The 13168-nt window shown below is 66.9% G+C and carries 15 protein-coding genes; 7 read left to right on the top strand and 8 right to left on the bottom strand.

Features of this window, described 5'->3' with window-relative positions:
- Positions 1-115: 115 nt before the first annotated feature.
- Positions 116-1168: an NAD(P)-dependent alcohol dehydrogenase gene (locus tag TEP_RS03065; RefSeq protein WP_132824223.1), complete on the bottom strand. Its 1053-nt coding sequence runs from the start codon at positions 1166-1168 to the stop codon at positions 116-118.
- A gap of 107 nt (positions 1169-1275) precedes the next feature.
- On the opposite strand from TEP_RS03065, the gene TEP_RS03070 reads away from it, so the two are divergent.
- Positions 1276-2160: a LysR family transcriptional regulator gene (locus TEP_RS03070; protein WP_025874084.1), complete on the top strand. Its 885-nt coding sequence runs from the start codon at positions 1276-1278 to the stop codon at positions 2158-2160.
- An 83-nt stretch (positions 2161-2243) separates the two neighbouring features.
- On the opposite strand, the gene TEP_RS03075 is transcribed toward TEP_RS03070, so the two are convergent.
- Positions 2244-2897: a TetR/AcrR family transcriptional regulator gene (locus TEP_RS03075; RefSeq protein ID WP_132824224.1), complete on the bottom strand. Its 654-nt coding sequence runs from the start codon at positions 2895-2897 to the stop codon at positions 2244-2246.
- A gap of 84 nt (positions 2898-2981) precedes the next feature.
- Here TEP_RS03075 and TEP_RS03080 point away from each other — a divergent pair, with 84 nt between their 5' ends.
- A complete protein-coding gene (locus tag TEP_RS03080; RefSeq protein ID WP_132824225.1) occupies positions 2982-3677 on the top strand; it encodes a hydrolase in 696 nt (231 codons plus the stop codon).
- A gap of 12 nt (positions 3678-3689) precedes the next feature.
- Here the strand turns inward: TEP_RS03080 and TEP_RS03085 are convergent, their stop codons facing one another.
- Both TEP_RS03085 and TEP_RS03090 read right to left on the bottom strand, forming a co-directional pair.
- Entirely contained in the window at positions 3690-4106 is a 417-nt protein-coding gene (locus TEP_RS03085) for a VOC family protein (RefSeq protein WP_132824226.1), read from the bottom strand.
- A gap of 108 nt (positions 4107-4214) precedes the next feature.
- Positions 4215-5318, bottom strand: coding sequence for an alkene reductase (locus TEP_RS03090; RefSeq protein WP_132824227.1), 1104 nt, complete (start codon positions 5316-5318; stop codon positions 4215-4217).
- Positions 5319-5449: 131 nt separating this feature from the next.
- Here TEP_RS03090 and TEP_RS03095 point away from each other — a divergent pair, with 131 nt between their 5' ends.
- The 5 genes from TEP_RS03095 (at position 5450) to TEP_RS03115 (ending at position 10375) form a co-directional block, all read left to right on the top strand.
- Positions 5450-6358: a LysR family transcriptional regulator gene (locus TEP_RS03095; RefSeq protein WP_132824228.1), complete on the top strand. Its 909-nt coding sequence runs from the start codon at positions 5450-5452 to the stop codon at positions 6356-6358.
- 56 nt (positions 6359-6414) lie between these two features.
- Positions 6415-6690 (top strand): formaldehyde-responsive transcriptional repressor FrmR, encoded by a 276-nt coding sequence (gene frmR / locus TEP_RS03100; protein ID WP_005411009.1) that lies wholly within the window; start codon positions 6415-6417, stop codon positions 6688-6690.
- A gap of 63 nt (positions 6691-6753) precedes the next feature.
- A complete protein-coding gene (locus tag TEP_RS03105) occupies positions 6754-7863 on the top strand; it encodes an S-(hydroxymethyl)glutathione dehydrogenase/class III alcohol dehydrogenase (protein ID WP_132824229.1) in 1110 nt (369 codons plus the stop codon).
- A gap of 50 nt (positions 7864-7913) precedes the next feature.
- Positions 7914-8744, top strand: coding sequence for an S-formylglutathione hydrolase (gene fghA / locus TEP_RS03110; protein WP_132824230.1), 831 nt, complete (start codon positions 7914-7916; stop codon positions 8742-8744).
- Positions 8745-8929: 185 nt separating this feature from the next.
- Positions 8930-10375, top strand: a complete 1446-nt coding sequence (locus TEP_RS03115; protein ID WP_132824231.1) for a GGDEF domain-containing protein — start codon at positions 8930-8932, stop codon at positions 10373-10375.
- A gap of 119 nt (positions 10376-10494) precedes the next feature.
- Here the strand turns inward: TEP_RS03115 and TEP_RS03120 are convergent, their stop codons facing one another.
- The 4 genes from TEP_RS03120 to TEP_RS03135 all read right to left on the bottom strand — a co-directional run bounded on the left by TEP_RS03120 (position 10495) and on the right by TEP_RS03135 (position 13151).
- On the bottom strand, positions 10495-10893 hold the full coding sequence (locus TEP_RS03120) for a hypothetical protein (protein WP_132824232.1): 399 nt from the start codon (positions 10891-10893) through the stop codon (positions 10495-10497).
- 171 nt (positions 10894-11064) lie between these two features.
- Complete coding sequence (locus TEP_RS03125; RefSeq protein WP_132824233.1) at positions 11065-11403, bottom strand: hypothetical protein; 339 nt, start codon at positions 11401-11403, stop codon at positions 11065-11067.
- Positions 11404-11481: 78 nt separating this feature from the next.
- The gene (locus tag TEP_RS03130) at positions 11482-12423 is read right to left on the bottom strand and encodes a DegV family protein (protein ID WP_132824234.1); all 942 of its coding nucleotides are present in this window, start codon (positions 12421-12423) and stop codon (positions 11482-11484) included.
- Positions 12424-12518: 95 nt separating this feature from the next.
- Positions 12519-13151, bottom strand: coding sequence for a DsbA family protein (locus tag TEP_RS03135; RefSeq protein ID WP_132824235.1), 633 nt, complete (start codon positions 13149-13151; stop codon positions 12519-12521).
- Positions 13152-13168: the final 17 nt, after the last annotated feature.

Below are 13168 nucleotides of genomic sequence, written 5' to 3' on the forward strand. Positions count from 1 at the left end.
GCATGGCCCGGCGCTACCCGCCACGAATCCGGTGGCGGCGGGCCATGCCCGGCGGGTGGCGTACGCAAAAAAACCCCGGCAATGCCGGGGTTTTTTCATTCCATCAGCGCAGCGATCAGGCCTTGAGGGTGGCCATGTCGATCACGAAGCGGTAGCGCACATCGTTCTTGGCCATGCGCTCCCAGGCTTCATTGACGTTCTTGATGTCGATCATCTCCACGTCGCTGACGATGCCGTGCTCGGCGCAGAAGTCCATCATCTCCTGGGTTTCGGCCATGCCGCCGATCGCCGAACCGGTCAGGTTCCTGCGGCCGAAGATCACGCTGCCACCGGTCAACGGCGGGTCCAGTTCGGTCAGCACACCGACCAGGCACATGGTCGCTTCGCGCTTGAGCAGGCCCATGTACGGGTTGGTGTCATGGCCGACCGGGATGGTGTTGAGCAGGAAGTCGAAGCTGCCGGCATGCGCCTTCATCTGCTCGGCATCGCGCGAAACCAGCACTTCGTCAGCGCCCAGGCGCTTGGCATCGGCACCCTTTTCCGGGGTGGTGGTGATCATCACCACGTGCGCGCCGAGCGCCTTGGCGAACTTCACGCCCATGTGGCCGAGGCCACCCAGGCCGATCACGCCGACCTTCTGGCCCGGGCCGACCTTCCAGTGGCGCAGCGGGGACCAGGTGGTGATGCCGGCGCACAGCAGCGGCGCGGCTGCCTTCAGGTCCAGCGTTTCGGAGACCTTGACCACGAAACGCTGCTCGACCACCACGTGGTCGGAATAGCCGCCGTACGTCGGTGCGCCGCTTTTACGCTCGCGGCCGTTGTAGGTCCAGGTCGCACCTTCGGCGCAGTACTGCTCCAGGTCGTGCTGGCAGGCGTCGCAGTGGCGGCAGGAATCGACCATGCAGCCGACACCGGCGTGGTCGCCGACCTTGAAGCGGGTGACCTCGCTGCCGACTTCGGTGACCCGGCCGATGATCTCGTGGCCCGGCACCATCGGGTAGATCGAGCCACCCCAGTCGTCGCGGGCCTGGTGCAGGTCGGAATGGCAGATGCCGCTGTACAGGATCTCGATGCGCACATCGTTCGGGCCGACCGCGCGGCGTTCGAATTCGAAGGGCACCAGCGGGTCGGTATGGGTGTGGGCGGCGTAACCACGGGCGAGGGACATGGGGAATCCTTGGCAGGGTTTGTCGAAAGGCGTTTTACAATACGCCCCGTACCGCAGGGTAAGAAGCGTATATATCGGCATGATTCATCAAGGCAGACTGCACAATCATGGCCACTGACAACCTGACCCACCTGGCCGCCTTCGCTGCGGTCGCCCGCCACCGCAGTTTCCGCCGCGCCGGTGCCGAACTGGCCCTGTCGACCTCGGCGGTGAGCTACGCGATCCGCGCGCTGGAGGAACGGCTGGGGGTGGGCCTGTTCCACCGTACCACCCGCAGCGTGGCCCTGACCGAGGCCGGGCAGCGCCTGCTGGAGCGCCTGCAGCCAGCGCTGGGGCAGGTGCATGACGCGCTGGAGGAAATGAACCACTTCCGCGCGGTGCCGGCCGGCCTGCTGCGGATCAATGCGACGCGGGCGGCGGTGGCGACCCAGTTGGGGCCGCGGCTGGCGCGGTTCCTGCACGCCCATCCGGACGTACGGGTGGAGCTGACCGAGAACGATGGCCTGGTCGATATCGTTGCCGAGGGCTACGACGCTGGCGTGCGCCTGCACGAGTTCGTGCCCGAGGACATGGTGGCGGTGCCGATGGGGCCGCCGCTGCGCGGGTTGATTGTCGGTTCACCGGAGTACCTGCGGCGCCGGCCGGCCCCGCAGCATCCGCGCGACCTGGCCGCGCACGAGTGCGTACGTTTCCGTTTCGCCAGCGGCCATCTGTACAAGTGGCAGTTCGAACGCGATGGCCAGACCCTGGAGATCGACGTACCGGGTCGGCTGACGCTGTGCGAGCAGGGCACCGTGGTTGGCGCGGTGCTCGATGGCATCGGCCTGGCCTATGTGCTGGAAGACACCGCGCGGCCGTATCTGGACGACGGCCGCCTGGTAGCGGTGCTGGAAGACTGGAGCGAGCCCTTCGCCGGGTTTGCGCTGTATTACCCGAAGCAGCGACAGATGCCCGGTGCGCTGCGTGCGTTCGTGGACATGCTGCGCGAGTGAATCGCGGTGAGTGATGCGGTGCCGACCAACGATCGGCACCCACCCGCGTCGGTAGATCCACGCCATGCGTGGATTGCTGCCCGCTACGAAGTACGCAGCATCGGTTCCATCAGCTGCAGGCAGTCGCGCAGGTGCGCATCCATCGATGCGTCCTCGGCAACCATACCAAGGGCGCGCTCGCGCAGAGGTTCTGCCACGGCCATCGCCAGCAGCAGACGCGCCATGCCCTCAGGATCCCCTGCGCGCAGCAGCCCACGCTTCTGCTGCCGTGCCAGCCAGTCGGCCAGCAGTGCACGGCCACGTTCGATGCCATTTTCCAGGTAGGTCCGCAGCAACGTCGGCTTGCCAGGGAAGTCGCTGGTCAACAGACGGAACACCTGCACCGCCTGCGTTGACAACGCCTGCGCACATACCGCCTGCAGGATGCCGTGCAGCAGCGGCACCACGTCCTCGGCGTGGCGTGCATCACGCTGCAGCTGCGGTGCGAAGCCATCGGTCCACTCGCGCACCGCCAGGCCGACCAGTTCGTCGCGGTTGCCGGCGTGCCGGTACACCGTCTTCTTGGCCACGCCGGCATGCGCGGCGACCGCTTCGATGGTGGTCGCTTCGTAACCCTGCGCCAGCAGCACAGCCAGAGTCGCCTGCAGCACGGCATGGCGGACATCGCCCTCTGGCCGCGCGGGACGGCCGCGACGACGGGGGGGAGCGATCGGATCCGGTGGGGCGGCGGCGGTCATTGGGCACAGTCTAGCGCATTCCGGCAATTGCGAAACGTTTAGCGTTTCCGTATTGTTCGGGTTTCAACGCCCCGAGGATTCACCATGGACACCGTCGCAAACGCTCATGTCTGGCTGGACCACCACGACCTGCTCGATCCCGCACCGATGCACCTGGAAACCGGCATCCAGCGCCGTGCAGACGGCACCCTGCTGGTGGCGGTGCGCACCGACCTGCATGGCTGCAAGGGCCGCATGCTGGACTGGTGGTTCACCTTCTTCGAGACCACCCAGCACATCCGCTGGTGGCACCCACTGGACCACGTTGAACACCGTGGCTGGGATGCGGCCTGGCTGCGTGGGCGCAGCTACCATGGGGCCAGCATCCATGCCGTCGAGTCGCTGGCCGACATCCCACCGGTGGCGGCACGCCTGAAGTTCCATGACCCGCGCACGTTGCTGGTACCCGAGCGTCTGCAGGCGGCGCAGGATGCAGGCGCTGTGTCAGCAGTGATCGCCGCGCGGATCGGATTTGGTGATCACGTGCGCCTGGATGCACACGGTGATCCCTGTGATGGACAGATGCTGCATGTTGCGCGTGATACACCGTTCGGCTGCGTGCTGCGCAGCCGCTTCGTGCTCGGCCTGGACAGCGAAGACCCGCAGCGCGATGCCAGCGATGCGATCGGTCTTGGCCTGTTGAAGCATTGCTATACGGAGTTCAGTTTCCTGTCACGCCTGCTGCCTTCGCTGTACTACGGCGAACGAGCAAATGGTGAACAGGTGCCGCTGCCGTGGTGAGCCGTGCCCCGGTCATTCGACCAGCGCGTCATACCCTGCATCGCTGAACTGGATCAGGCAGAACCCATGGCCGAACGGATCGGCCAGCACGGCGATCCTTCCCCAGCGGCGTTCGCGGATGGGACGTTCGAGCGCGGCTCCCGCCGCAACCGCGCGGGCGAGCGCCGCGTCGATGTCAGCGACCACCCAGTCCAGATGCACCGGCGTCCAGTGGCGCTGGTAATTGCGCACATCGCCGTCTTCGGTCGCTGCGCTGCCGGCATCGTTCTGCAGCAGGTAAAGCGGCGTGGGGCCACCGAGCAGTTCCAGCGCGCCGGGGCCGAGCCGGCGGCTGCTGCGCAGGCCAAACGCCTGGTTGTAGAACGTCTCGGCGGCGCTGATGTCAGGGACGTCGAGGTTGACGATGAAGGAGGCGGCGGAGGCGTTCATGGGGCAGGACCGAGGTCGGGCCGGGCCACGATGCGCTCATGGCCCGGCAGGATCAAGGCGCGGCACACCGGCGGTGGCCGGTGCAGCGCATCCACGCGTGGCGTGGATCTACGGGGCCGGCGGGTAGTCGAGGTAGCCCTCGCTGCCGCCGCCGTAATAAGTGCTGCGGTCGGGGATGGCCAGCAGGACATCGCGCTGCAGACGCTCGACCAGATCCGGGTTGGCGATGAACGGTTGGCCGAAGGCGGCCAGATCGATGATGCCTTCCTCGACCAGCCGCAGGGCGCGTTCGCGGGTCATGCCGCCGGCCAGGATCACCGTACCGCCATAGGCCTGCTTGAAGGCCTTGAGGAAGGCCTCGCCGATCGCCGGTGCGCCGTGCAGGTAGTTGTCGTTCAGATGCACATAGGCCAGCCCGCGCTTGCCCAGTTCCTCGGCCAGGTACAGATAGCTGGCTTCGTTTTCCGCATAGGCGGGCATGTCGAATACCTGGCTGTTCGGCGCAAGGCGCACGCCGATGCGGTGCGCGCCGATGCGCGCGGCCATCGCATCCACGGTGTCCAGGATCAGCCGCGCGCGGTTGCGCAGCGAACCGCCGTACACGTCCTGACGGTCATTGGTGACCGGGTTGAGGAACTGCTCGAACAGGTAGCCGTTGGCAGCATGCAGCTCGATGCCATCGAAGCCGGCGGCGATGGCATTTTCAGCGCCGCGTATGAAGTCGCTGACGATACCCGGCACTTCGTCGGTGCGCAGCGCGCGCGGCGGCGTCGGATCGGCATGACCACGGCTGCCGTCGTCCAGATACACGAACGAGGTGTTCTTCGGATCGCTCGCCACCGGCCGCGTGCCGGCGCTTACCGGCTGGCCGCCGTCTGGCTGCAGCGAGGCGTGCGACATGCGGCCGACGTGCCACAGCTGGGCGAAGATCGCGCCCTGCGCAGCGTGTACGGCGTCGGTGACAAGCTTCCAACCGGCCACCTGCTCGGCCGACCAGATGCCGGGCACGTCGACGTAACCCTGGCCCTGCGGTGAGACCGGGGTGCCTTCACTGATGATCAGGCCGGCACTGGCGCGCTGCCGGTAGTACTGCGCGGTCAGTGCATTGGCGACGGCGCCGGGGTTGCGGGCGCGGGTCATCGGCGCCATCGCGATGCGGTTGTGCAGGGGCAGTCCAGCGAGGTCGAAGGGGCGGAACAGGGCGGCGGTCATGTCAGTCATCTCGGAGCGGGGGAGGGCGCCAACGGCGCGACAGCACCATGATGGAGTTGACATGAGGGCGCATAAAGGCGGTAGATTTCCCGTCAGGCGGGACAATCTGTCCCCAATAAGCGAGCCTGCCGATGCTTCCCGTCGAATCCCTGAATGGCCTGGCGACCTTCGTCACCACGGCGCGCTCGGCCACCTTCACCGAAGCCGCCGACGCGCTGGGCATCTCCCGCTCGGCGGTCGGCAAGGCCATCGCCCGGCTGGAGACGCGGCTGGGCGTGCGCCTGTTCCATCGCACCACCCGACGCATCGCGCTGACCACCGACGGCGAGGCGTACTACGCCTCCTGCGCCGCGGCCCTGGATGAAATCGCGGCGGCCGAAGCCTGCCTGGGCTCGGCTGCGCATCTGCCGAGCGGCCGCCTGCGCATCGACATGCCGTCCTCGTTCGGGCGGCTGGTGGTGCTGCCGGTACTGCTGCGCATGTGCAATGAACACCCGGACCTGCAGTTGACGATGACCTTCACCGATCACTTCGTTGACCCGGTGGAAGAAGGCATCGATCTGCTGATCCGCTTTGGCGGCCTGCATCACGCCGAGCACCTGGTCGCGCGCAAGCTGGCCAGCCAGCGCCTGGTGACCTGCGCGTCGCCGGCCTACCTGCAGGCCCATGGTGTGCCGCAGACGCTGGACGAACTGCGCGACCATCGCAGCGTGGTCGGCTTCCGTCATGGCCAGTCGGTGGCGTGGCGGATCGGCAGCGAGGGCACCAACGGCAGCTTCATCCCCAGTGCCACGCACCAGCTCAACGATGGCGATGCGGTGATCGAGGGGGCGATCGCCGGGTTGGGGATCTGCCAGATGCCGATGTCTCTGGTGCGCCATCACCTGGAATCCGGTGCGTTGCAGACGGTGCTGGACCACTGCACGCAGCACCATGTGGACATCCACGCGCTGTGGCCACAGACGCGGCATCTGCGGCCGAAGGTGCGTTACGTGGTGGAAGAGCTGACCCGGCTGGCCGCAGAGGGGGCCTTTGATTGAGGTCCGGATCGGCTCCTGTATACTATCCCCCAGTATAGTTCCGAGGCCGGCCCACGATGCCGCACTCTCCCGAAGAGAAAAAGAAGGTTCTGGCCCGCGTGCGCCGCATCCGCGGCCAGTGCGATGCGCTGGACCGCGCGCTGGAAGCCGGCGCCGACTGCGGGCCGGTGCTGCAGCAGATCGCCGCCATCCGTGGCGCGGTCAACGGCCTGATGTCCGAAGTGATGGAAGCGCACCTGCGCGAGGAGTTCGGCCAGCCCGCCGCCTCCGATGAACAACGCGCCGAACGCGTGCGCGACATGAGCGCGTTGATCCGCTCGTACCTGAAGTGAACGACGGCGCGACTCAGCGCCGCGCATCCTGTTTTCCGCAAGCCCTTTCTGGAGAGTGCCACCATGAAATCCCGTGCCGCCGTCGCCTTTGGTCCCGGCCAGCCGCTGCAGATCGTCGAGATCGACGTCGCCCCGCCGAAGGCGGGCGAAGTGCTGGTCAAGATCACCCACACCGGTGTCTGCCACACCGATGCGTTCACCCTGTCCGGCGATGATCCGGAAGGCCTGTTCCCGGTGGTGCTGGGCCATGAAGGCGCCGGCATCGTGGTGGAGGTGGGCGAGGGCGTGACCAGCGTCAAGCCGGGTGACCACGTCATTCCGCTGTACACCGCCGAATGTGGTGAGTGCCTGTTCTGCAAGAGCGGCAAGACCAATCTGTGCGTGTCGGTGCGTGCCACCCAGGGCAAGGGCGTGATGCCCGATGGCACCAGCCGCTTCAGCTACAACGGCGAGCCGATCTACCACTACATGGGCTGCTCGACCTTCAGCGAATACACCGTCGTTGCCGAGGTGTCGCTGGCGAAGATCAACCCGGAAGCGAACCCGGAGCATGTCTGCCTGCTCGGCTGCGGCGTGACCACCGGCATCGGCGCGGTGCACAACACCGCCAAGGTGCAGGAAGGCGACAGCGTGGCCGTGTTCGGCCTGGGCGGCATCGGCCTTGCGGTCATCCAGGGTGCGCGCCAGGCCAAGGCCGGGCGCATCATCGCGGTGGACACCAACCCGTCAAAGTTCGAGCTGGCCCGCGAATTCGGCGCCACCGACTGCATCAACCCGAAGGACTTCGACAGGCCGATCCAGCAGGTGATCGTGGAGATGACCACCTGGGGCGTGGACCACAGCTTCGAGTGCATCGGCAACGTCAACGTGATGCGTGCGGCGCTGGAATGTGCGCACCGTGGCTGGGGCCAGAGCGTGGTGATCGGCGTGGCCGGTGCCGGGCAGGAAATCTCCACCCGCCCGTTCCAGCTGGTCACCGGCCGCAAGTGGATGGGCACCGCCTTTGGTGGCGTGAAGGGCCGCAGCCAGCTGCCGGGCATGGTCGAAGACGCGATGAAGGGCGATATCGAGCTGGCCCCGTTCGTCACCCACACCATGGACCTGGACAAGATCAACGACGCCTTCGACCTGATGCATGAAGGCAAGTCGATCCGTTCGGTCGTCCACTACTGAGCCGCGCCGGGCGGCAGGCGCTTGCCTGCCGTCCCTCGGGAGGAAACCTCATGGAACGTATCGAACACCGCGCCTGTGCCGGCGGTTGGCAGGATGTCTACCGCCATCATTCGACCACGCTGGGCTGCGACATGCAGTTCGCCGTGTACCTGCCGCCGCAGGCCAAAACCCGGAAGCTGCCGGTGCTGTACTGGCTGAGCGGACTGACCTGCACCGAGCAGAACTTCATCACCAAGGCCGGCGCACAACGCTATGCGGCCGAGCACGGCGTGATCATCGTCGCCCCGGACACCAGCCCACGCGGCGATGACGTGGCCGATGCCGAGGGCTATGACCTGGGCAAGGGCGCGGGTTTCTATCTCAACGCCACACAGCAGCCGTGGGCCAAGCACTACCGCATGCACGACTACGTCGCTCACGAGCTGCCGGCGTTGATCGAGGCGGGTTTCCCGGCAACCGACACACGAGGCATCAGTGGCCATTCGATGGGCGGCCATGGCGCGCTGGTGATCGCGCTGCGCAACCCCGGTCGCTACCGCAGCGTGTCGGCGTTCTCGCCGATCGTAGCACCCAGCCACGTGCCGTGGGGGCAGAAGGCGTTCGCCGCCTACCTCGGTGACAACCCCGCCGACTGGGAGCAGTGGGATGCCTGCGAACTGGTGGCCCACGCCGGCGAGCGCTTGCCTCTGCTGGTTGACCAGGGCGAGGGGGATGAGTTCCTGCACAGCCAGTTGCAGCCGCAGCGCCTGCAGCAGGCCTGCGATGCTGCCGGTCATCCGCTGAGCCTGCGCCTGCAGCCCGGCTACGATCACAGCTATTACTTCATCGCCAGCTTCATCGGCGAGCACATCGCCCACCACGCCCGCGCGCTGTACGCCTGACGTTTTGCTGGTCGTGCCGGCCGCTGGCCGGCAACCTGCAGCCCCGTGATTCCGTGAGGTTGCCGGCCAGCGGCCGGCACGACCACAGCGTGTGCCCGGAGTATCGTTTTGCCGCAGTGGATCACGCCACTGTGGCGTGCCGGCGCGCTATCGTGCCGCCATACGGCCTTGCGCATGGGGGATGCATGCTGGTTGTGCTGGCGCTGATGTTCCTGATCTGCCATGGCGTGGTCGTGGCGTTCTGGCCGGGTGCGGCCGGTGAGGGATCGTTCGTGTTCCTGGCCGTGGCCCCCCTGCTGGCGGCCGCGGCCTGCCTGTGGCGCGGCCAGCGCGACCGCGCTGCGCTGGGCTGGCGTGCCACTGCAGTGGCGCTGCTGCTCTGGGCCGGTGGCATGGCCTTCAACATGGCCGACGCACTGGGCGCCGGACGGGCCGACATCACCCCGCGCGCCAGCCTGCTGCTGTATGTGCTGTACGGTGTGCCGCTGGTGTTCATCCTGGCCCGCGCCCGTCGCGAACGCTGGACCATCAGCCTGATCGACGGCGTGATGGCGGCCCTGCTGGGTGTGTTGTTCTTCGTGCATACCCAGTCCTTCGCCGACCGCATCGATATCGACGACCAAGCCATGGCGCACATGCAGCGCATGTTCGACATCCAGAACCTGTGCATCGCCGGTTTCGCGGTGGTGCGCTGGCTGGCCGGTGACGTGCCGGAACGGCGTAGTTTCTTCCGCGCGCTGGCGCTGTATGCGCTGCTCTACCTGCTGGTCGCGTTCTACATCAATCACTACACCGCCGAGCAGTCATTCGGCGCCTACAACGATCTGCTGATCGACCTGCCGTTCCTGCTGCTGGCCATGCTGGCACTGCGGCAGGCGCCAGCGCCCGGTTTCTCGCTGCATCCGCGTCTGTCGCGGCTGGTGCAGGCCGGAGGACCGATCATCCTGCCCTTGCTGCTGCTGGTGCTCGGCACCCTGGTGGTGGACCACGCGCGCCCGTTGGCGCTGACCGGGTTCGTGGTGGCAACGCTGGGCTTCAGCCTGCGCAGCACGTTGCTGCAGCTCGACCTGCTGGAACGACAGGCGGGCCTGGACCAGTTGGCACGCCAGGATGGCCTGACCGGCGTAGCCAATCGCCGTCAGTTCGATACGCTGCTGGCGGCCGAATGGAACCGGGCGCGTCGCAGCGGCAGCGAACTGGCATTGCTGCTGGTGGACATCGACCATTTCAAGGCCTTCAACGACCAGCACGGTCATCCTGCTGGTGACCGCTGCCTGCAGGCGGTTGCCGCAGTGCTGCAGGCTACCGCCGGGCGCGCGGCCGACAGCGTGGCGCGCTACGGCGGTGAGGAATTCGCGGTGATCGTGCCCGGCAGCCCACTGTCGGGTGTGCTGGCGCTGGCCGAGCGCCTGCGCGAGGCGGTGGAAGCGCTGCCGCTGCCGGAAGGCCGGGTCAGCATCAGTGTGGGCGTGGGTTACCTGCATCCGCCGGCGCTGGCCACCGCCGAACAGTTGCTGGCCGATGCCGATGCCGGCCTGTACGCGGCCAAGCGTGCGGGCCGCAACCAGGTGATCCTGCACGCACACGTGCTGGACGACGACGGGGGCGCGCACGACACGCTGGACTGTTGAGCATGCCTGCGCGACTGCCACGGCAGGAACGTGCGGGGCTCGCACGACCGCCCGGTCGGATCCCGCAGGCGCAGGCGTTGTCGGCCAGCGGCCGGCACTCTCCTGGCAGGCAGTTCGCGTCAGGCCGCCGGTTTTTCGCGTTTGCGGAACAGCAGATAAGGCCAGATACCGATCAACACCGCTGCGATGACCGTGCCGTAGACCAGCGCGAACACCGACTTGCCAGGCTCGGTCCAGACCATGCCCAGCAGAAGCAGGCCGAACACGATGGTCGGCCCGCCCAGCAGGATCATGGCGAAGATCTTTATGCGTCCACTGGTGGGTGCGTTGGCGAGCTTGCCGACCATGTCGGTACCACCGAAATGCACCTGCAGTGCATCGTTGGTGGAACGGGCGGGTTGCGGTTTTGCGGGTTCCGGCGGCGCTACCGGCTGCTGCAGATCCATTTCCCGAGGCGCCGGCGGCAGCAGGTCCGACAGGTTGGTCTGCTCGATGAGCGCTTTCAGCTTGGGGTCCATGTGCAATCCGTGCGGTCACCGTTGGCGGCGGCACGATACCAGCACACCCAGATGCCGGATAGTGCCGGCCGCTGGCCGGCAGCTCGGCAAGGTGAAGCCGGTAAATACCAACCTTGGTTGGCAGCCTTCAGGAAAGCGCCAACCAAGGTTGGCGCCTACCAGAGGCGGAACTCAGCGCACGTCGCGCAGTTCCCAGTGGTGCCCGGCCAGCAGGCGCAGGCGCTGCTTGAACACGTCACTGTCGATGCGGGTGGTGGCCACCAGGTTGATGCGCAGGTCCTTCTGCTCACCGGTCACGGTGGCCTCCGGATCGGTCGCGCCCCACTGCGGCTCCACCGCATCCGGGTCCGGCTGCTTGTCGCGCCAACGCTCGAACAGGCTGCCATTGCGCAGCGCGTTCTGCAGTTCTTCGGCGAAGCCGGCAGCGCCCTGCGAATGGAAAGACAGGGCGGGGTCGTTGCCGCGGGCCTTGGACGGTTCGGGCAGGCTGATGTGGTACTGCGCAGGCATGTTGATCTCCTTGAGGTGCGGCTAGGCTGGCATAGGCGCGGTGGAATCGATGTGCAGATTCCAGCGCGCGGTTGGCCTTCATTCAAACCGATGCGGCCCATCGGCAAAACCCACGGTGACCGCGCCCTTGCCGACGTTGACCATGCCGGTCAGGCTCATCACCGATTCGTACACGGTCACGCCATGGTCGGCGCAGACCTCCTTCATCTGCGCATAGCCGGGCAGGGCACGCAGCTCGTCCAGTTCGCCGCCGTAGCTGACGCACACGGTCGGCGTCATCAGGCCGGCGCGTACGCGCTGGCCGACCACGCCGAACAGCTTCAGCACGGCATTGTCGAAACCCTTGATCTTCGCCACCGGCCCGGTCTCGCCGCGATAGCCATGCAGCACCGGCTTGATGTCCAGCGCACTGCCCAGTGCTGCGCTGAGCAGGCCAACGCTGCGATCGCCCTTGTGCCGGGCGCGGGCACGCATGTAGTACAGGTCGCGGGTGACCATGTAGCCGTGCACATTGCCGGCCAGTTCTTCCAGACGCTCGCGTATCTGCTGCACGCTTGCATCACTGGCGCGCAGGCGCACCGCTTCCACTGCCGTCACCGCCTGGGCGGCGAACAGGTTCTGGGTATCCAGCACGCGCAGCGCGAACGGGGAGTTGAAGCCGGCCGCCTGCCGCACTGGCTTGTAGTCGTTGAGGATGGCGAAGCTGGCCTGCAGTGCGTTGTCGTGGATCGGGCTGCGGGTCTTGGTGATGGTCATGCAGAACACATGGTCGTAGTCGATCACCAAGCGTTGCAGGAACAGGTCGCGGATCTGGTTGACGCTGAAGGGGATGGTCTCCGCTTCGGCGCCGTGCTCGGCGACGTGCGCGTGCAGGAAGCTGAGCGTTGCCTGCTCGTCGCGGTGGTCGGCGAGCACCGCTTCGCCGATCCGCACGGTGATCGGCAGCAGCACGATGTTGTGCTCGGCAATGAAGTCCTGCGGCAGGTCGCAGGCCGAGTCGACGACGATTCCGATGCGCATCCGCGGCTCCCCCTCCAGGGCGGTTGTAGGTTCGGAAATGTGAAAACTATCTCAAAACTGGACCGGGCGCGCGAGGGAAAAGCGCCACTGCCTGTTCAGCGACTGCGCTGCACCGCCACCGGCAGCGCCACCGCCTGCTGCCAGTCCGGCCGGTCCAGCAGGCTGGGGTCGTCCAGCACCGCCGCCATCAGCGGGTGGGTATCGTTGCCCCAGAACAGTTCGCCGTCGATGGCCAGGGTCGGCACGCCGAACACCCCGGCCTCGATCGCCGCCTCGGTGTTGCGACGCAGCTGCTCCTTGATGGCCGGCGCGCCAATGGCCGCCTCTACGTCGCTGATACCCAGCCGGGCGGCGGGTTCGCGAAGGGTCTCGGCCGAGTCGCCGGCGTGGCCGTCGCGCCAGATCCAGTCGAAAAGCGCGTCCACCGCCGCAGTGCTGGCACCGGCGGCCAGGCACAGGCGCAGGGCCGCCAGCGGGTTGAACGGATGCCCGGGCGGGAAACGCAGAGGGGTGCCCTCGGCCTGCGCAGTCCACAGCAGCTGGCGGTACATGAAGCGGCGCTTGGCCGGGATCTCCGCCGGGCCCAGGTTGCCCAGATGGTGCAGTACCGCACCAAAGGCGATGGGCACCGGTTGGATGCGCCCGAACTGCGGCAGCTGCTTCACCTTCTGCCAGTGCAGGTAGGAATAGGGCGAGACGAAGTCGAAATACCAGCGCAGGGTGGGCATCGATGGCTCCTGGTAGC

It is taken from the genome of Stenotrophomonas sp. TEPEL, assembly GCF_004348785.1.
Taxonomy (GTDB): Bacteria; Pseudomonadota; Gammaproteobacteria; order Xanthomonadales; family Xanthomonadaceae; genus Stenotrophomonas; species Stenotrophomonas indicatrix.

Excerpts from the sequence above, each read along its gene's own strand:
- TEP_RS03085 (WP_132824226.1), bottom strand. The coding sequence starts at position 4,106 with ATGAACGCCTCCGCCGCCTCCTTCATCGTCAACCTCGACGTCCCTGAC.
- TEP_RS03135 (WP_132824235.1), bottom strand. The coding sequence starts at position 13,151 with ATGCCCACCCTGCGCTGGTATTTCGACTTCGTCTCGCCCTATTCCTAC.
- TEP_RS03090 (WP_132824227.1), bottom strand. The coding sequence starts at position 5,318 with ATGACCGCCGCCCTGTTCCGCCCCTTCGACCTCGCTGGACTGCCCCTG.
- TEP_RS03105 (WP_132824229.1), top strand. The coding sequence starts at position 6,754 with ATGAAATCCCGTGCCGCCGTCGCCTTTGGTCCCGGCCAGCCGCTGCAG.
- TEP_RS03080 (WP_132824225.1), top strand. The coding sequence starts at position 2,982 with ATGGACACCGTCGCAAACGCTCATGTCTGGCTGGACCACCACGACCTG.
- fghA (WP_132824230.1), top strand. The coding sequence starts at position 7,914 with ATGGAACGTATCGAACACCGCGCCTGTGCCGGCGGTTGGCAGGATGTC.
- frmR (WP_005411009.1), top strand. The coding sequence starts at position 6,415 with ATGCCGCACTCTCCCGAAGAGAAAAAGAAGGTTCTGGCCCGCGTGCGC.
- TEP_RS03125 (WP_132824233.1), bottom strand. The coding sequence starts at position 11,403 with ATGCCTGCGCAGTACCACATCAGCCTGCCCGAACCGTCCAAGGCCCGC.
- TEP_RS03095 (WP_132824228.1), top strand. The coding sequence starts at position 5,450 with ATGCTTCCCGTCGAATCCCTGAATGGCCTGGCGACCTTCGTCACCACG.
- TEP_RS03065 (WP_132824223.1), bottom strand. The coding sequence starts at position 1,168 with ATGTCCCTCGCCCGTGGTTACGCCGCCCACACCCATACCGACCCGCTG.
- TEP_RS03115 (WP_132824231.1), top strand. The coding sequence starts at position 8,930 with ATGCTGGTTGTGCTGGCGCTGATGTTCCTGATCTGCCATGGCGTGGTC.
- TEP_RS03075 (WP_132824224.1), bottom strand. The coding sequence starts at position 2,897 with ATGACCGCCGCCGCCCCACCGGATCCGATCGCTCCCCCCCGTCGTCGC.
- TEP_RS03130 (WP_132824234.1), bottom strand. The coding sequence starts at position 12,423 with ATGCGCATCGGAATCGTCGTCGACTCGGCCTGCGACCTGCCGCAGGAC.
- TEP_RS03070 (WP_025874084.1), top strand. The coding sequence starts at position 1,276 with ATGGCCACTGACAACCTGACCCACCTGGCCGCCTTCGCTGCGGTCGCC.
- TEP_RS03120 (WP_132824232.1), bottom strand. The coding sequence starts at position 10,893 with ATGGACCCCAAGCTGAAAGCGCTCATCGAGCAGACCAACCTGTCGGAC.